General features: G+C 61.9%; 14 protein-coding genes, 1 tRNA gene, 2 rRNA genes and 1 pseudogene (1 of these 18 cut by a window edge). 8 read left to right on the forward strand and 10 right to left on the reverse strand.

Annotated elements, in window-relative coordinates; translation table 11 throughout:
- Window positions 1-11: 11 nt before the first annotated feature.
- On the reverse strand, window positions 12-1004 hold the full coding sequence (locus D1F64_RS20860) for a TAXI family TRAP transporter solute-binding subunit (protein ID WP_162901688.1): 993 nt from the start codon (window positions 1002-1004) through the stop codon (window positions 12-14).
- A 295-nt stretch (window positions 1005-1299) separates the two neighbouring features.
- Between D1F64_RS20860 and D1F64_RS20865 the strand changes: the two genes are divergently transcribed.
- Entirely contained in the window at window positions 1300-2043 is a 744-nt protein-coding gene (locus tag D1F64_RS20865) for a transporter substrate-binding domain-containing protein (protein ID WP_162901689.1), read from the forward strand.
- Window positions 2044-2206: 163 nt separating this feature from the next.
- The gene (locus tag D1F64_RS20870; protein WP_117413995.1) at window positions 2207-4420 is read left to right on the forward strand and encodes a PAS domain S-box protein; all 2214 of its coding nucleotides are present in this window, start codon (window positions 2207-2209) and stop codon (window positions 4418-4420) included.
- Window positions 4421-4653: 233 nt separating this feature from the next.
- Here the strand turns inward: D1F64_RS20870 and D1F64_RS24915 are convergent, their stop codons facing one another.
- The 6 genes and pseudogenes from D1F64_RS24915 to D1F64_RS20895 form a co-directional block, all read right to left on the reverse strand.
- Complete coding sequence (locus tag D1F64_RS24915; RefSeq protein ID WP_248304532.1) at window positions 4654-4884, reverse strand: hypothetical protein; 231 nt, start codon at window positions 4882-4884, stop codon at window positions 4654-4656.
- Window positions 4881-5321, reverse strand: a complete 441-nt coding sequence (locus D1F64_RS20875) for a cupin domain-containing protein (RefSeq protein WP_248304533.1) — start codon at window positions 5319-5321, stop codon at window positions 4881-4883. Before D1F64_RS20875 ends, D1F64_RS24915 begins: the two co-directional genes overlap by 4 nt.
- Before the next feature lie 38 nt (window positions 5322-5359).
- Entirely contained in the window at window positions 5360-5980 is a 621-nt protein-coding gene (locus tag D1F64_RS20880; protein WP_117413996.1) for a glutathione S-transferase, read from the reverse strand.
- A 120-nt stretch (window positions 5981-6100) separates the two neighbouring features.
- Window positions 6101-6736: a glutathione S-transferase gene (locus tag D1F64_RS20885; protein ID WP_117413997.1), complete on the reverse strand. Its 636-nt coding sequence runs from the start codon at window positions 6734-6736 to the stop codon at window positions 6101-6103.
- Window positions 6737-6918: 182 nt separating this feature from the next.
- A pseudogene (locus D1F64_RS20890) lies at window positions 6919-8074 on the reverse strand (FAD-dependent oxidoreductase).
- 18 nt (window positions 8075-8092) lie between these two features.
- Complete coding sequence (locus tag D1F64_RS20895; RefSeq protein WP_248304534.1) at window positions 8093-8893, reverse strand: SDR family NAD(P)-dependent oxidoreductase; 801 nt, start codon at window positions 8891-8893, stop codon at window positions 8093-8095.
- Between D1F64_RS20895 and D1F64_RS20900 the strand changes: the two genes are divergently transcribed.
- The 6 genes from D1F64_RS20900 (at window position 8868) to D1F64_RS20925 (ending at window position 14345) form a co-directional block, all read left to right on the forward strand.
- The gene (locus D1F64_RS20900; RefSeq protein WP_117413999.1) at window positions 8868-9371 is read left to right on the forward strand and encodes a TetR/AcrR family transcriptional regulator; all 504 of its coding nucleotides are present in this window, start codon (window positions 8868-8870) and stop codon (window positions 9369-9371) included. The genes D1F64_RS20895 and D1F64_RS20900 overlap by 26 nt on opposite strands.
- A gap of 676 nt (window positions 9372-10047) precedes the next feature.
- Window positions 10048-10431, forward strand: a complete 384-nt coding sequence (locus D1F64_RS20905; RefSeq protein WP_162901690.1) for a hypothetical protein — start codon at window positions 10048-10050, stop codon at window positions 10429-10431.
- Window positions 10432-10469: 38 nt separating this feature from the next.
- On the forward strand, window positions 10470-10994 hold the full coding sequence (locus D1F64_RS20910; protein WP_117414001.1) for a hypothetical protein: 525 nt from the start codon (window positions 10470-10472) through the stop codon (window positions 10992-10994).
- Window positions 10991-12313 carry an FAD-binding protein gene (locus D1F64_RS20915; RefSeq protein ID WP_117414002.1) on the forward strand — a complete coding sequence of 441 codons (1323 nt, stop codon included), beginning with the start codon at window positions 10991-10993 and terminating at the stop codon, window positions 12311-12313. The genes D1F64_RS20910 and D1F64_RS20915 overlap by 4 nt, the downstream gene beginning before the upstream one ends.
- Window positions 12310-13059 carry an SDR family NAD(P)-dependent oxidoreductase gene (locus tag D1F64_RS20920; RefSeq protein ID WP_117414003.1) on the forward strand — a complete coding sequence of 250 codons (750 nt, stop codon included), beginning with the start codon at window positions 12310-12312 and terminating at the stop codon, window positions 13057-13059. The genes D1F64_RS20915 and D1F64_RS20920 overlap by 4 nt, the downstream gene beginning before the upstream one ends.
- Window positions 13060-13457: 398 nt before the next feature.
- Window positions 13458-14345 carry a hypothetical protein gene (locus D1F64_RS20925; protein WP_117414004.1) on the forward strand — a complete coding sequence of 296 codons (888 nt, stop codon included), beginning with the start codon at window positions 13458-13460 and terminating at the stop codon, window positions 14343-14345.
- Between the two features lie 224 nt (window positions 14346-14569).
- Here the strand turns inward: D1F64_RS20925 and D1F64_RS20930 are convergent.
- The 3 genes from D1F64_RS20930 to D1F64_RS20940 all read right to left on the reverse strand — a co-directional run.
- Window positions 14570-14645: transfer RNA gene (locus tag D1F64_RS20930), tRNA-Met, on the reverse strand.
- Window positions 14646-14765: 120 nt separating this feature from the next.
- A 5S ribosomal RNA gene (gene rrf / locus D1F64_RS20935) occupies window positions 14766-14880 on the reverse strand.
- A gap of 226 nt (window positions 14881-15106) precedes the next feature.
- Window positions 15107-17509: ribosomal RNA gene (locus tag D1F64_RS20940) — 23S ribosomal RNA — on the reverse strand (it continues 336 nt past the right edge of the window).

Here is a 17509-nt window from a genome sequence, read left to right on the forward strand (position 1 = left end):
ACGGTCCTGGCTCACTCCGCTCCGATCCAGCCCCGTTCACGGTAGTAGCGCTTCGCGCCCTCATGCAGGGGCGGCGTGAGATCGCGCACCATGTCCGGAGCGTTGAGCGTCCGAAAGGCCGGATGCGCGGCTTTGACGCGGTCGAGATTGTCAAACACGGTCTTCACCATCCGATAGGCCAGGTCGTCGGGAACCTCCGTGCTGGTCAGCATCATCGCCTTCAGGCCAAAGGTCGTGACCTTGTGATCGACGCCATGATAGGTGCCGGCGGGAACCGACTGCAGGGACAGGTAGGGGTGCGTGTCAACCATTGCCCTGATCGCATCGGAATCGAGATCGAGAATATCGATATCGGCAGAATCGGCCGGAGCGGAAATCGCCTCCGACGGGTTTCCGACCGTGTAGAAAAGCGCGTCTATGTCCCCCGCAATCAGGGCTTTCGCCGCAGCGCTTTGCTGCAGGGCCTCGGCCATGATATCGGTGTCGGCATCGATGCCGAATGTGCTCAGGACAAGTTCGGCATTGCCGCGCTGGCCGGACGCCGGATTGCCGATGTTGACCCGCTTGCCGACCAGATCGGATGGCTGGCGGATGCCCGCGTCCTTGCGCACGACCAGCAGCACGGTTTCGTCATGCGCCCCAAAGAGACTGCGCAGATTGCCGACCGGGCCGAGATTGCGCCACTCATCCTCGCCGTACCAGGCCTGCCAGCTCCGGTCGGACTGGGCGAAGGCGAACATCTGCAGGCCGCGGCCAATGGCATTGATGTTGAAGACCGAGCCAAGCCCCGGCCGGGCCGTGCAACTGGCAGTGCTCGCGGCGTCATTCCAAACCGCGCAAATCTCGCCTGCGAGACGGTAGTACAGACCGCTGATCGATCCGCCGCGCACCAGGATCGCGTCATCGGCCTTGAGCGGGCCGGCCGGAAGCGGCCCGATCATCAGCGCCAGGACAACCGGATAAAGACGTCTGGAGATGCGCCGCCACGCCGGGAAACAACGCATCAATCTGTCACGCAGGTGCATTTGACCATCGCCCTTTTTGATTGCACTGTTCAGAAATACGCGGCTGATTTCCTTGGGTCTTGCGGGTCAGGATGCTGTCTGGCACCGAAACCGTCCCGAATAAAACAAGACCAGAATAATTCAATATTTTCAAATTTCTATGTTACGATTCTGAAACACGATCTTGTCCGGCGGCCGCGGCGACCGGACCAGGTTCAAGGGCTGGACGGCAGGAGCTAAGAACGTGCGGAATTTTTTCCGGGCCGGCGCTCGCTGTGCCAGGCGCCGCAGCGGGTTGGCAACACTTGCTCTGGCGGCGGCGATCGTGACCGCGCTGCCGGCGGGTCTTGCGCCAGCCCGCGCGGATGAGCCCTATCTGGTCGTGGTGAACGATGCGCCCCCGTTCCGGATCATCGAGAACTGGGGCGGCGATTCCGGCTACGCGGGCGCCTATATCGACACGATTTTCGAGATCCAGCGGCGTACCGGCATTCCGCTTGAGTTTCGCCATGTTCCTTTCGCCAGGGCGTTGGCGATGATGGAAAACGGCGCCGCGGACATCATGCTGGGGCCGAACTGGAGCGTTGAACGCGCCGCGTACATGGTCTATCTCGACGCGTCGTTTCCCGCGGAGACCAAGGTCTTCTTTGCGCCCGATGGAGGCAGCGATGTCGAGTCCTATCAGGACCTGAAGAGCTTGCGCGTCGGCGTCCTTCGGGCGGCACGCTATTTCGAGCCATTCGACTCCGACGACACGATCCAGAAGATCACCTTCGACACCTACCGCTCCGCCTTTGTCGCGGCACGGCAAGGCAGGGTCGATGTGGTGATTATTCCCGAAAGGCAGGGCAAGTATCTGCTGCGCCAGTTCGGCTGGTCTTTCACGGCCTCCTCCTTCCGGGTTCCCGGAACGCCGTCATTTATAACGATTTCCAGAAAATCGAATTTGATCAAGAAGAAGGCCAAGATCGAAGACGTCATGGAACAATTGAACCAGGAAGGGTTTTTTGCACGTTTGCTGGTTACCTATCTGGAGTAGACCCGGTGTGATCCGCAAACCATTTCTGTCCGCGCCGCTCGAAGCGGCGGCCATCCGGATGCAACATCAGACGTATCGAAACGCCGACGTCACCTCGTTTCCGGCCTATTGAGGGTACCGACGGGTGGAAATTCCTGACTCAACTGACGAGAACAGCGCTCCATTGAATCAGGCCGGCGGCCGGCGCTGGCACGCCAACATCACGAGCAAGTTCCTTCTGATCCTCCTGCCGATCGTCCTGTTGGCGACGCTTGCCACGGTAAGCGTCTTTGGCTGGCTGACCGTCGAAAAACTGCGCGCCGATCTGACCCTGCGCGGCGACCGGCTGACCCGGTTCTACGCCACGGCCCTGTCGTCACCGCTTTGGAACTATGATCTGGAAAGCGTCGAGCGGACATTGAGGACGCTCACCTTGGATCCCGATGTCGGCCAGGCGGTTCTCTCGAACATGAACGGGGAGACCCTCGCGCAAGTGGGCGACAGCGATCTCGGCGCGGAGCAGATCCTGTTCCACGCCACCAGGCCCGTCGAGTACAAGAACAACGGAGCGACCGAGACCATCGGGACCCTGACGGTCCGTTTCAGCAACCTGAAGATCCAGAGTGTGCTCGAGACCGAGATTCTCATCGAATTCGTGCTCGTGCTCGTTCTCGTGGGCTGCCTGTCTCTCGGCTCCCTGATCACCTTCCGCTTCATCATATTCAGGCCGCTGACGCATCTGCTTCTCGCGATTCGAAGTTCCAGAGGTCTCGATGCTCTGACGCCGGTCACCTGGTCCGCCCGCGACGAGATCGGTGAGGTCATCCAAGCCTACGAGACGATGCGCAGAACCATCGTTCGCGAGGAACAGGCGCGCTTCAGCGCCCAGGCGGCCGTGGTGCGCAGCGAGAAGCATTTCCGAGACCTGATCGAAGGCTCGATCCAGGGCGTGCTGATCCATCGCGATTTCCGGCCTCTCTACGTCAATCAGGCCTGGTGCGACATGTTCGGCTACACGGGCCCCGCGGAGATCCTCGCACTGGAGTCGATCCACAGCATGATCGCCACCGAAGACCGCCAGAGGCTGCAAACTCTTTACGATCAGGAAATCGCACGTGAGCGCCCCTTGCCCATATTCGAATTCAAGGGCATCCGGCGGGACGGCTCGGAAGTCTGGCTCCAGAACGCAAACCGGCGGATCGAGTGGGAGGGCGCGCCGGCGGTCCAGGCGGTCGCCATCGACATCTCGGAGCAGAAACTCGCCCAGGAGCAATTGCTGCAGGCCCAGAAAATGGAGGCCACGGGCCAGCTGACCGGTGGCATCGCCCATGACTTCAACAATCTCCTGGCCATCATTCAGGGCAATATCGAGCTGTTGTGCGAGGACGTGGGAGACGACAACGCGCTGGCCCAGGCGATACAGCGCGCCGCGCGCCGCGGCGCGGAACTGACCCAGCGGCTGCTGGCGTTCTCCCGCCGGCAGTCCCTCCACCCCCAGGCGGTGAACCTCGCTCACCTGGCCGACGGACTGCTTGACCTGCTGCAACGAAGCCTTGGGGAGACCATCAGTATCAAGGTGATGAGCGAGGACGCGCTGTGGACGGCGAAGGCGGATCCGGGACAGGTTGAAAACACCCTGCTGAACCTGGCGATCAACTCCCGCGATGCCATGCCCACGGGCGGGTTGCTGACCATTGCCTGCCGCAATCTGCATCTGGACACGGACAACGCGCCCCAGCATCCGAATATGCCGGCGGGCGACTATGCGGTCCTGTCCGTGAGCGATACCGGCAATGGCATGCCGCCCTACGTCATGGAACACGCCATGGAGCCGTTTTTCACCACCAAGAGCGTTGGCGAGGGCAGTGGCCTGGGACTCTCGATGGTCTATGGCTTCGCCAACCAATCCGGCGGCGGCATGACCATCGAAAGCGCGCTGGGCGTGGGAACCACAGTCAGCATCTACCTGCCACGCGCCGAAGCCGCCGCCGTGCCGGCCGCGGCCCTTGGCACCATGCATCGTGAGATTGGCAGAAATGAGCATATCCTGCTGATCGAGGACGATCCGGACGTGCGCACCATGGTGCGCGTCATGCTGGAACGTCTGCACTATCGCGTCATCAGCGTCGGCGACGTGGCCGAGGCCGGCCGCGTGCTGTCACGCGGCTCCCAGATCGACCTCGTGCTTTCCGACGTCATGCTGCCCGGTGGCGTCAGCGGCGCCGCGTTCGCCGCCGATCTGGCACACAGCCATCCAGAGCTGAAGGTGGTCCTGATGTCCGGCTACAGCGCCGAGCACATCAACCTGGAGATCGCGCCTCTGACGAAAATGACCTTGCTGAACAAACCCTTCAGCCTCGATCATTTATCGCGCTCGCTGCGCCTCGCGCTTGACTGACACGAGGAGCATGTCACCACCAGCCCGGGAATGGGCGGACTGCGACACCGGTTGCGCGCATCCATGAAGCAGCTGGCCCATAATCTCTCCTGCGTGTGGCGGCACACTGATAATCCGTCACACTCCGGGACTAAACATCCAGCGCCCATGGCTTGTCCATAAACTGGAGCGTTTCCTTGTTAGATTGAATCAATTCTGTTGGTCCAAACCGGTTCGATCCGCGAGGAAACGCTCTAGACCTTGGGGGCCGCGGCGGAGGGAAGGTGACCCGTCTTCATCCAGATCTTGGCACCCTCGGGCCCCGCCGTGAGCGACAGCGTTTCGCCTTCCGGCAGGCGCAGCCAGCCGTTCTTTTCGATCGTGACGCCGCTCTCCCTCACGCTCCCCCCGATAACAAGAAGCTCGATTCCGCCCGGATCCTGAGATGTCAGGATCGCTCGCGCTTCGAGGTGGCTGTAGGTCACATGCTCGCGACTATCCCGATGCAGGGTCGCAGTGGCGACCCCGTCGACGGGGCAGGCAGCTCATCGGCCATGGATTTGTGGAACTGTGTGCGATCCTCAAGGTCAAATTGCCAGAGCTTCACAAAGATCGTGCAGCCCTCATCGGAACCAGGAGTGTGGCTAGTGGTGGGCGGGTTGCGCACGTAGGTGCCAGCAGGAAAGTCGCCATACTCATCCTGAAACACACCGTCCAACACGATGAATTCCTCTCCGCCTGTGTGTGTGTGAGCCGAAAACCGGCTGCCGGGCGCATAGCGCACAATCGTAGTGGCGCGCGCCACCTCGTCGCCGATGCGGTCGAGCATGCGCCGATCGACGCCCTTTATCGGCGAAGGCTGCCAGTCCAGCTGGTCCGTGTGGACAACGACGCGCTGCGAAAAGTCGGAATTGAGATCCATGATTTTGCTCCGCTTCTTGTTCGATTGAGGGGAAGGGCTCAGTCCGCAACCGAGGGACGCTCAGCGATCCGATCTCGCCAGGCTCTGAGATGTGTCAGGCTTTCGGGAATATCGACCTTGGCAAAATCGGCAAAGGCCAAGCCTGCAAAGGCGGTGATGTCCGCGACGGAAAACGCTTCGCCGGCCAGAAACTCGTCCTTCTCCAGAACCTTGTCCAGATAGGCCATCGTGTCGCCCGCGACCCTCTTTTGACGGTTGCCCCATTCGACGCATTGGTCGGTTTCCAGATCCGGCCCCAGGCCGGGCGTCGCGTGGTGGAAGTAAGCGCCCACGGCGTTCAGCAGACCGTTTTCGGCCCGCAGGTTCATCATCGCGATGCGCGCGCGGTCCTTTGGCGCCTTGCCGGTCAGGGAGGGACCGTCAAAGGAACCGTCGATATATTCGATGATCGCATCGCACTGCGAGATATGCATACCATCGTCGAGTTCGAGGCAAGGCACGACAGCATCGGGGTTCTTGGCCCTGAATGCATCCGTGCGATGCTCGCCCCCCATCACGTCGACGGGAATGAATTGCACCTTGTCCGTCGCGCCTTTCTCGGCCAGCGCAATGCGGACGCGAGCGGGATTTGGGAAACCTTCGGCATCGTAAATCTTCATGGCAGTGCACTTTCGTTGATCTTGATACAAACTATCTATCAGTAGATAGATTTATCGTCCATGGCATTTCCCGCAAGCATGGTCACAATCCCGTGAGGCCCGCTGCCGTAGGGCAGACTGTCAGCGGGTCAGGCCCTGACAGGACTGACGCGCGCCGATGCGGGCACGCCAGGCGAGAAGCGCTGTGCACTCCACCGGGACCATGACCTTCGGATAAGTCTCGGAGAATTCGAGGCCGGTGAAGACCGTTATGTCGGCCATGGAAAAGCCGTCACCGGCTATGAAGGGTTGCTGTTCCAGAACGTCGTTGAAATAGCGCATCCCCTCCAGCGTCTTCGCCAGATGGGCTTCACCCCAGGCCTTGTTCTGGTTCAGCTCGATCTCCGGACCAAAACCGGGTGTCGCGTGGTGGAAATAGGCGCCGATGGCATCGACGATCTGTTGCTCGCCGCGACGTTGCATCATGTGGATGACCGCGCGCTCTTTCGGTGTCCGCCCAGTCAGGCTGATGCCGGGATAGGTGTGATCAATATATTCGGTAATCGCGGTCGTCTCGGAGATCGCGGTGCCGTCATCCAGGACGATCAGCGGGATGGTCACGCTGGGGTTGAGCGCCTTGAACGCCTCGGTGCGGTGTTCGCCCTTCCACAGGTCGACCTGTTTCACGATCACCTGATCCATCACGCGCTTTTCTTCGAGCGCAATGCGCACGCGGTCTGGGTTGGGTAAACCTTTGGAATCGTAGAATGTTAGCATGAGTTAGCTTTCGCGACCTGATTCTGGGTGTGTGGCAGCGGTTTATGGTTCAGTACCCCTGCGCTGCAGTTCACTTGATGCCGCGAGCGATGCGCGATCCGTCGGCGTGCAGGCGCGTGGCGGTGGCAAGTTCAATCCCGGTATTACCGCCGGTCACTAATGCGGTCATTCCGTTCAACACCTCATTGTCTCCTGGATTCGGCGGATTTGATTCTTGCTGTCGTCTCGCTCGCGGCGCGGCGCGCGGCGTCAATCGCGCCGGCGAGGTAGCCCGGTTCGGTCTCGCTGGTTTCGCTGCCGGCCAGCGAGATGCGCCCTCGCCACTCGCCCCGACCCACGGCTGTTTCGTCGCAACCCGATGGACGTCGGCCAGCCGATCGTCAGGCGTCGCGGTGAGCGGATCGTCGGTCCAGTCCTTGAACAGGGTCGCGCACGGTCTTCCGGCCTCCGGTCCGAACAATTGGGCGAGTTGCTGGATGGCGGCCCCGACGACTGCGTCGCGGCCGGCCGCGTCACGCTGCTCTGCGGACAGGCCGACGAATCCGAAAAGTGCCGCCTTTCCCGAAGCAGTGGTCGCGTCGTGAATTTCCACGAGAGGGCCGACCATGCTCTGGGCCGTGCCGGAAAGGCCCGCCCCCGCCAGAACGGCCGGTCGTAGAGGGCGACGAACTTTGCGTGCGGCGCCATCCAGGTTGGCGTGTCGCGCCAGCGCCGGGCCGTTGCGGCATCGAGAGCCGGCGAGAACGAGACCGTCGCTTCGAGAAGCCGCGGCGGCAACGCGAAGATGATGTGAGCCGCCATTGCGTTGTGTTCGGCGCCGTCTGCGTCGACGAAACCAACCTCGATCCCCGACCCACTGAGCGCGACGCGCGTGACCCGCGCGCCGAGCCGGATGCTTTCATTCGGAAGGCCGGCGGCAAGGGCGGCGATGATGGCGCCGGCGCCTCCGGCAAGCCGCATCGATTCCGGCTCCTGCCGGTATCCGGCATAACGCCGCGGGGCTTCGCCCGACATCCGCTGGAAGACGACATCGCCGTCGCTGTTCTGCGGAAAGACGGCAAGCCCGAGGTCACGGACGAATTCGCCCATCGCCGGCTGCATGGCGGGCCAGAACCAAGACGGTCCCAGATCGAAGCCGTCATCCGACGCATGGCCGGAGGCGTCGACCGACAGGATGCGACCCCCGAGCCGATCGCGGGCTTCCAGCAGGAGAAAGCCGACGCCGGCCCGGTGAAGAATTCGGGCTGCGGTCAGTCCGGCAAGGCCGCCTCCGATGATGAGGGCAGGATGGTTCAAGGCTGGCCCTTCAAGTGCGGGATAGCGACGCCGGCGCACCATTCGCGCCTCTGTCGTCGATTACTGCCGACCGGCGGTCACGCCGCCGTCGACCGGCAGGACAGTGCCCGTGATCCACGACGCCAGATCGGAGGCGGGAAAGGTGTTGTGGACCGGGGTCTCGACAACGGCCGGGGCCTGCGCAGTGATTCGTGTATTGTGCCGCGCAAGTTCGATCGCGCGGTTGCGCACCATCGCGTGGACGCCCGCATTGGCCGCCGACGGTGTCGCACCGATCGCCTGGATCGCCCACATGGAGCCGGTCTGGACGATCGCGCCGCCCATGTTTTTCATCGCCTTGGCAGCAGCCTGCGCGGTGAAGAACTTGCTCTTCAGGATCGTGTCCAGATAGCAGTCGCAGTCAGCATCGGTCAGATCAAGGAACAGCTTCGGATTGAAACCGCCCGCGTTGTTCACAAGGATATCGAGCTTGCCGAAGCGGGAGACCGCGAGATCGACAAGAGCCGCGCCCATCGCCGGACCGGCGATACCGCCCGCCGAGACGGCCACCCTCTGACCGCTCGGGTCGATCTCGCGCGCCGACGCTTCAAGCTTCGCCGGATCCCGGCCGTTGATTGCGACCCTGGCGCCCTCGGCGATAAAACACGCCGCGATTTCCTTGCCGATCCCCCAGCCGGCTTTGGTAATCGCGACCACCCTGCCTTCAGATCTCGCCATCTTCGTTTTTTTACCTGCCGATAGATAGATTATGGCCTTCTTTACGGCTTGCCAGGCACGATTGCAAGGCCTATCTATCGAAAGATAGGTAAACTGCAGTACGAACGGATGAAATGACGTGAGCGATACGGTAAAGGCAATCATGGACGCAACGGAGCGTCGCATCAGGGAGGCCGGCTATAGCGGCTTCAGTTTCCGCGAGATCGCCGCCGACGTCGGCGTGAAAAGCGCCAGCATCCACTACCACTTCCCGACCAAGAGCATACTCGCGGCCGCTGTGGCCCGCCGCTACAATGCTCGCATCGTTGAGGCGGCCGATACCGCAGTCGCTGCCGGACAGGATGTGGTTCAGGCCTGGAAGGCAGTGTTCCGCAGCGCGCTCGATGACGGTGCGAAGATGTGTCTGTGCGGCTCGCTCGGCGCCACCGTCGGCGATCTGACACCGGAAGTTGCGCAAGAGGTGCGACGGTTCTTCGACGCGGGTATCGCCAGCCTGGTCGCTGGCGGACTCGCCGAGGAGCGTGCGGAGCAGGTGTTCGCGACGCTCGAAGGTGCAATCCTGATGGCCAGTGCACAGGGCGATCCGGCCATCTTCGATCGCGCCACTGCGAATCTCGGCTGAGCAAGCGATAGCCCGCACCACTGAAACTCGTCCGTCGCGTTGGCGTTATCTGGCGCACCGGCCACGCCCAGTCTCCGGCCGCCCGCGCCTTTCTCGATCTTGTGAGGAGAACGGCGCCGGGCGCAGAAACCGTCGACCCGTCCGGCGCGGGGCCTCTGGCAGGCGGGTGAGGGCATCCGCGGCTCCTCCTGCATTGGCGGCTTTCCCCATGCGCTCGTGGCGCGCCGACACCTGGCGCTGGACACAAAAAAACCCCAGCGGTTTTCACCGATGGGGGTTTTGTCGTTCTGGTTGCGGGGGCAGGATTTGAGCCTGCGACCTTCAGGTTATGAGCCTGACGAGCTGCTCGCCTTGGCCTTGTCCGTCCTCGACGCTGTAGCGTCTGCGATGCGGGCGGGGGCGCTATTGGCAGATGCTCAACACGCAGGTCCTGGATCGCGAGGTATAGGCGGCCGGTGTAAAAACCCGCGCCTGAAACAACGCCACCGGCAACGGGACACTTTCATGTCCACAACCGCAAATCCCTCCACATGAACTGCAGCCGCGGGATCAGGGCATTGCTGAGGAATTGTCCCACGGCCGACATTCTCGCTCGGGAAAAGTTCTTGGTATCGCACCAGCCGCTGATACAGTCGGCGCAGCGTCGCGCCAGGCGGTGCAGATACCGGAGAGTTTCTTGTCGAAGACTGGGCGAACACCATTCCGGGATCCCGGTCCGGCGCGGGTGCAAACGGCAGGGCAGTCGCCACAGGTCTCGGCGGTCTGGCAGTCGCTGCGGCCGCTGGATTGGGTGAAGAACCTGCTTCTGGTCGCAGCGCCCCTGCTGCTCGATACCTCCGGCGCGCTCCTCGCCATGCCGGTGCTGGCGCAAGGGTTCATCCTGTTTTGCGCGTTGGCCAGCGGGACCTACATCTTGAATGATCTGCTGGACATATCCGCGGATCAAAAACACACCCGCAAGCGTAACCGCCCCTCGCCGCGGGCCTCCTCGACACCTCTCACGCCGCTGTTCTGGCCGCCCTGCTCGTCAGCGCGTCGATCGCCGCGGCCGTTGCGCTGAACCCGGGGTTCGGCGCGTGCCTGTCCGCCTATGCCCTTTTGTCGCTCGCCTATTCCATCTGCCTGAAGCGCATCGTAGCCCTGGACGTCGGCGCGATCGCCGCTCTCTTCTGCCTGCGCGCGATCGCCGGATGCCTGCTGGCCGGCACGGCCGTCCCGGTCCCGTTCCTGGCCTGCGTTGCGCTGACGGCCCTCAACCTGGGCCTTGCCAAACGCTACGCCGAACTCATTGGCTGCGGCAGCGTCCTCACGGTGGCGGGGCGCGGTTACAGACCGGGACATGCATCTATCCTGCCGGTGGCCGGGATCTGCAGCGCGGCGCTCTCCGTCCTGTGCCTCGCGATTTTTGGCGGTTCCTTTGTCGATGAACATTTCCGGAATCCAGCACTGATTATTCTGAGCAGCGCTCTTCAACTCGGCTTGTTCTGGCGAGTCTGGGTCGGCGCCCGCAATCCGGGATTCGACGGCGACCCGATCCGCCTCGCGGTGCAGGACCCGCTGATCGCCGGCGGCCTCCTTGCCGTGTCGCTCGGCGTCGCCGTCGCCGTGGCGGCTCCGGTTTGAGCGGTCAGATCGAAAGCTGGGGGCGCGTCCGGCGGTATGACCACGACGTCCGGGTCCTGTCGACATATGAACTCGACGAGACGCTGTTGCCAGCCATCTCCGGGTCGGGAAAAAGCTTGCTGGCGCACGGCATGGGCCGGTCCTACGGCGACGTCGCTTTGAACCAGAACAACCATCTGCTGCTGACGAAGCAGCTCGATTTCCTGATCGACGCGGACTGGAATACCGGGCGCATCGTCGCCGGGACCGGTCTAACGCTGAAAGCCCTGCACGCACTCTCCGTCCCGCGCGGCTGGATCTCGGCAGTCGTTCCCGGAACCGCGTTCGCCTCGCTGGGCGGCTGTGTCGCCAATGATGTGCATGGAAAGAACCACCCGGACGCGGGCAGCTTCGGGGCGCATGTAATCCGCCTGCAACTCAGGCGCTCCTCCGGCGAGGCGCTGGTCTGCGATCGCGACAAGAACCGGCAGCTGTTTGCCCTGACGCTTGGCGGCCTCGGACTGACGGGACTGATCGAATGGGTCGAGCTGCAGCTGGCCCCCTGCGCGTCGCCCCTCATGGAGGAGGAGAGATTGGCCGTCACCGCTCTGCCCGAGCTCTTTTCCTTGTTCCGCGACAGCCCCGGCTGGCCGCACAAGGTTGCGTGGATCGACGGGCTGGTCGACGCGATGCCCGGCTTCCGGGGCGTGTTTTCGCGCGCCCGCCCAACATCGCCAGCGCAACCGGGAGCAAGCTCACCGAGCAGACCCGTGCTGGCACCCGCCGGCACTCCGGGCGGGCTGATCAACCGGTTCAGTCTTTCGGCCTTCAACAGGCTGCAATTTCACTTGGCGCAACGCGGCCCGCGATCCGTGCGCCCCTATCAGGACATCCTTCATCCGCTGGATCGTGTCACGCATTGGAACAGGCTCTATGGGCGATGCGGGTTCTTTCAGTATCAGGCGCTGGTTCCGGCGGAGGATGCGGTGGCTGACCTGCTTAATCTCGTCTTTGCGGGCACCCAACGGCCGACGCTCGCGGTTCTTAAGCTGCACGGAGAGACAGGATCGCCCGGCCTGATGTCGTTCTGCCGCGAGGGCGCGAGCCTCGCGCTGGATTTCGCGAACCGCGGACCCGGCACGCTGCGGCTGCTGGACGCTCTTGATGCTATTGTCCTCCGTCACGGCGGCCGCGTGTATCCGGCCAAGGACGGGCGCATGCCGGCCCGGGCGTTCCAGCGGTTCTTTCCGCGGTGGGTTGAGCTTCAGGCCGGGCGCGATCCCGCCTTTTCATCCTCCTTCTGGCGGCGTGTCGCCGGCAACGCAGGCGCCCTTCGATGAGCGGCGGCGAGAAGACACTCCTGATCATTGGCGCGACCTCGTCCATCGCCCTCGCCTATGCACGGCTCCGGGTCGCTGGCGGTCCTGTCCGGCTCATCCTGTCCGGCAGAAATCCGGACCGTCTCGCATTGGTGGCAAAGGATCTCGGCACGCGGGGCGCGGTGTCGGTGGCATGTTACCCCGGCGACATCGGCAGTCCCGACGCGGTTCCGGCCCTGTTGACCGACATTCTGAGCCTTGAGGGTTCCATCGACGAAATCTTCATCGCCTGCGGCACGATGACCCCGAACGGCGCCGGCCTTTTGGAAATCGCGCACATGCTGCAGGTGAATTTGGTGGCGATGGCGCTCTGGGCCGAGGGCGGCGCCCGGGCCCTTGAACGCCAGGGCCACGGGCACATTGTGATCATCGGATCGGTCGCGGGTGACCGCGGACGGACGTCCAACTCCTTGTATGGCGCGAGCAAAGCGGGACTCGAGCGCGTCGCCGAAGGGCTGAGCCTCCGCTTTCACCGCAACACCGAGCTTTGGTGCACCCTGGTCAAACCAGGCCTGGTCGACACGCCGATGACCCAGGCGATGAGCAAGGACGGTTCGTTGTGGTCCACGCCGGACGATGTCGCCCGATCCATCGTCGAGGCCGTCCGCAGTCAAAGGCCCGTCGCCTACGTCCCCGGCCGATGGCGGTGTATCATGCTCGTCGTCAGACATTTGCCCCGGACGGTGTTGAGCCGTCTGGGGCTTTGAGGGGCGCTCGTGACAACAGCGCTTCAGGCATCTGCGGAGCATGCGGGCATTCTTCTCGCCACAGGCATGGGCGCGCTCACAATGGGGCTGCAGATCCTCGTCTTGAGGCGCCTTGATCCTCAGCGTCTGGTCGGGGACGAGCAGGAATACCGGAACACCGCCAATGGCCTGCCGGACCACGAGCGCTGGCTCCGCGTGCCGCTGTTCAGCCTGGTGCCCTGGGTGGCGGCGCGGCTGTGTCGCGGTGATCAGATCCGCACCTCCCGCTTGCTCATGGCGCTGATATCCGCGCTGACCGTCGGCCTCGCTGTCTGGTGCGCGCACCAGTCGGGGGACTCCCAGCCGCGTTTACGGCGGGCCTGCTGCTCATTCTCTGCGCGGAACGGGCGATCCTGTCCATGCACCTGTGGCCCGATATCCTTCTGGGCTTCTGGCTGCTGCTGTTTTCCGTGATCCTGCAGCGGACGGGCACACCCGCCGACATAGTCTGTCTGGGGACAATCGCGGCGCTAGGCTTTGCCACCCGCGTGGATTTCGCGGCCTTGCCCCTGTTTGGCGCGGTCTATTGGATTGCGCAGGGCGCTGATCCCGTGACCGTGAGCGCCGGTGTCATCGGGCCGACTGTCGCGGTCGCCGCGCTGCTGAGCGTGGTCAACGGGAGACGCCATGGTATCTGGGCGCCGGACACGACGGTCCTGTTCAACCTGCGCGTGGCGGCAACGGAACTGCGCCACCCGCAGGCATCCACCGGCGCCCTCATGCGGATGACGGTCAAATCCCATGCCGACCGCCTGGGAAGCCGAGGTCCCGACACTGCTGCGGGAGCGCCCCTCGCCCCGCCGTGCCGCCGCGCCCGGCTCGTTCCCGGACTTTGGTTTCGGCGGCTGATCACCCTGACCGGCCAGGAGACATTTGTCCGCCACACGCTGATACAGATGTCTGCGGCCGGATACGCGCCGATCGCGTCGCGCCTGGTCGCCCAGCTGATCGACACCAATCTCCGCCTGTGGTTTCCGGTCCTCTGCGGAGCGTTCGTTCTTTATGGTCGGCAGATGCCCGCGGCCACCGTCGCGCTGGTCGCGGTGATGATCGCGCTGCAGTCGCTCGTCCAGACCCGCAGCCGCTATCGCATGGCGGTCCTGCCCGTAATCGCGGCAAATGTCGCTGCGGCTGCCTGGGGCGATGGATTGGCAGCGGCAAATGCTCAAGACATCGTCATGTCCGGGATTGTCATGGCGCTGCTGATCTGCGTCCCGCCCCGCCCGGAAGCAGATGCCGTCCCATGACGAGTTGCGCGTTTCGGCGTCTTTTCCGGGACTTTTACGACAAAAAAACCCCAGCGGTTTTCACCGTTGGGGGCTTTTTGATTGGGTTGCGGGGCAGGATTTGGGTTATTTGTCCCGCGGCGTCGGGCGTGGCCCTTCTTGCGGGCCCCTGGGGAGGTCAAAATTCTCGACCCGGCTCCCGAACGACAAAACCCCGGCCATGGAGACCGGGGGTTTTGTCGTTCTGGTTGCGGGGCAGGATTTGAACCTGCGACCTTCAGGTTATGAGCCTGACGAGCTACCGGGCTGCTCCACCCCGCGGAAAGTCTTGTTTTCAGACGCAAAAAGCGCCGCAAGCATGGATTGCTTTGGCGCTTTGCTCCACCCGGGAGTGTTTTGTGAGTGGAGGAATCGTTGAGAGGAATGTTGTGTGCTTTGCAGGCCTGGCAGTGTCCTACTCTCCCGCGTCTTAAGACGAAGTACCATCGGCGCTGGGGAGTTTCACGGCCGAGTTCGGAATGGGATCGGGTGCAGGCTCCCCGCAATAGCCACCAGGCCGGCAAAGGACACAACTGTTCGAAGAAACTGGAATTGGATACCGTCATCGCTTGGTTTCATCGCCGCCATATCGTTCTTCCGACACCACAGGTGTCGCAAGGCCGACCGGCCGCCGCGGCTGACGCCGCGCCCACCCGGAGGACAGCGCGCAAGCGCGGTGCGTCCGTGAGGGAGAAGATTTCTCAGCGCTTTCGCGCTGAGAAGATGGATATTGATTAATGAGAGTGATCAAGCCAATCGAGTTATTAGTACCGGTAAGCTGCATGCATTGCTGCACTTCCACACCCGGCCTATCAACGTGGTGGTCTTCCACGACTCTCAAGGGAGAACTCGTTTTGAGGTGGGTTTCCCGCTTAGATGCTTTCAGCGGTTATCCCGTCCGTATATAGCTACCCTGCTATGCCGCTGGCGCGACAACAGGTCCACCAGAGATACGTCCATCCCGGTCCTCTCGTACTAGGGACAGATCCTCTCAATTCTCCTACACCCACGGCAGATAGGGACCGAACTGTCTCGCGACGTTCTGAACCCAACTCACGTACCACTTTAATCGGCGAACAGCCGAACCCTTGGGACCTGCTCCAGCCCCAGGATGTGATGAGTCGACATCGAGGTGCCAAACGATCTCGTCGATATGGACTCTTGGAGATCATCAGCCTGTTATCCCCGGCGTACCTTTTATCCGTTGAGCGATGGCCCTTCCACGTGGGACCACCGGATCACTATGGCCGTCTTTCGACTCTGCTCGACTTGTCAGTCTCGCAGTCAGGCAGGCTTATGCCATTGCACTCAACGAGCGATTTCCGACCGCTCTGAGCCCACCATCGCGCGCCTCCGTTACTCTTTGGGAGGCGACCGCCCCAGTCAAACTACCCGCCACACACGGTCCCGGGTACTGTAATACCGCGGTTAGACATCCATAACGATAAGGGTGGTATTTCAAGGATGGCTCCACCCGAGCTGGCGCCCGAGCTTCAAAGCCTACCACCTATCCTACACATGTCGTGACGAATGCCAGTGTGAAGCTGTAGTAAAGGTGCACGGGGTCTTTCCGTCTGACCGCAGGAACCCCGCATCTTCACGGGGAATTCAATTTCACTGAGTCTATGCTGGAGACAGCGGGGAAGTCGTTACGCCATTCGTGCAGGTCGGAACTTACCCGACAAGGAATTTCGCTACCTTAGGACCGTTATAGTTACGGCCGCCGTTTACCGGGGCTTCAATTCGGAGCTCTCACCCCTCCTTTTAACCTTCCGGCACCGGGCAGGCGTCAGACCCTATACGTCGCCTTACGGCTTCGCAGAGCCCTGTGTTTTTGATAAACAGTCGCAACCCCCTGGTCTGTGCCCCCAATGCCTAGTTGCCTAGACACTGGGCTCCCTTCTCGCGAACTTACGGGAGCAATTTGCCGAGTTCCTTCAGCATAGTTCTCTCAAGCGCCTTGGTATGCTCTACCAGTCCACCTGTGTCGGTTTCGGGTACGGTCATTAGTGCGGGAGCTATTTCCTGGAACACCTTCGAAGCATCTCCAATCCAGTAAGGAGATACAGCACACGGCATTCGTCACTACCCGCTGGCTGCAGAATATTGACTGCATTCCCATCGACTACGCCTTTCGGCCTCGCCTTAGGAGCCGGCTAACCCTGCGCCGATTAGCGTTGCGCAGGAACCCTTGGACTTTCGGCGAGGGTGTCTCTCACACCCTTTATCGTTACTCATGTCAGCATTCGCACTTCTGATATCTCCAGGAGCCCTCGCGGGTCTCCCTTCGCAGACTTACAGAACGCTCCGCTACCGCTCATTGCTGAGCCCGCGATTTCGGTGCATGGCTTGAGCCCCGTTACATTGTCGGCGCGGAACCCCTTAATTAGACCAGTGAGCTGTTACGCTTTCTTTAAATGATGGCTGCTTCTAAGCCAACATCCTGGTTGTTTTGGGAGTTCTACATCCTTTCCCACTTAGCCATGACTTGGGGACCTTAATCGGCGGTCAGGGTTGTTTCCCTCTTCACGACGGACGTTAGCACCCGCCGTGTGTCTGCTGGATAGTACTTCTCGGTATTCGGAGTTTGGTTAGGTTTGGTAATCCGGTGAGGACCCCTAGCCCATCCAGTGCTCTACCCCGAGAGTATTCGTCCAACGCACTACCTAAATAGTTTTCGCGGAGAACCAGCTATTTCCAGGTTTGATTGGCCTTTCACCCCTAGCCACAAGTCATCCCCGAATTTTTCAACATTCGTGGGTTCGGCCCTCCAGTGCGTGTTACCGCACCTTCAGCCTGCTCATGGCTAGATCACCTGGTTTCGGGTCTAGTCCAACTAACTAAGACGCCCTATTAAGACTCGCTTTCGCTGCGCCTACACCTATCGGCTTAAGCTTGCTAGTTAGACTAAGTCGCTGACCCATTATACAAAAGGTACGCTGTCACCCAGGACGAACCTTGGGCTCCAACTGTTTGTAGGCGTTCGGTTTCAGGATCTATTTCACTCCCCTCGTCGGGGTGCTTTTCACCTTTCCCTCACGGTACTGGTTCACTATCGGTCGACAAGGAGTACTTAGGCTTGGAGGGTGGTCCCCCCATGTTCAGACAGGATTTCACGTGTCCCGCCCTACTCGAGGACTGCAAAT

The organism is Breoghania sp. L-A4 (assembly GCF_003432385.1).
GTDB lineage: Bacteria > Pseudomonadota > Alphaproteobacteria > Rhizobiales > Stappiaceae > Breoghania.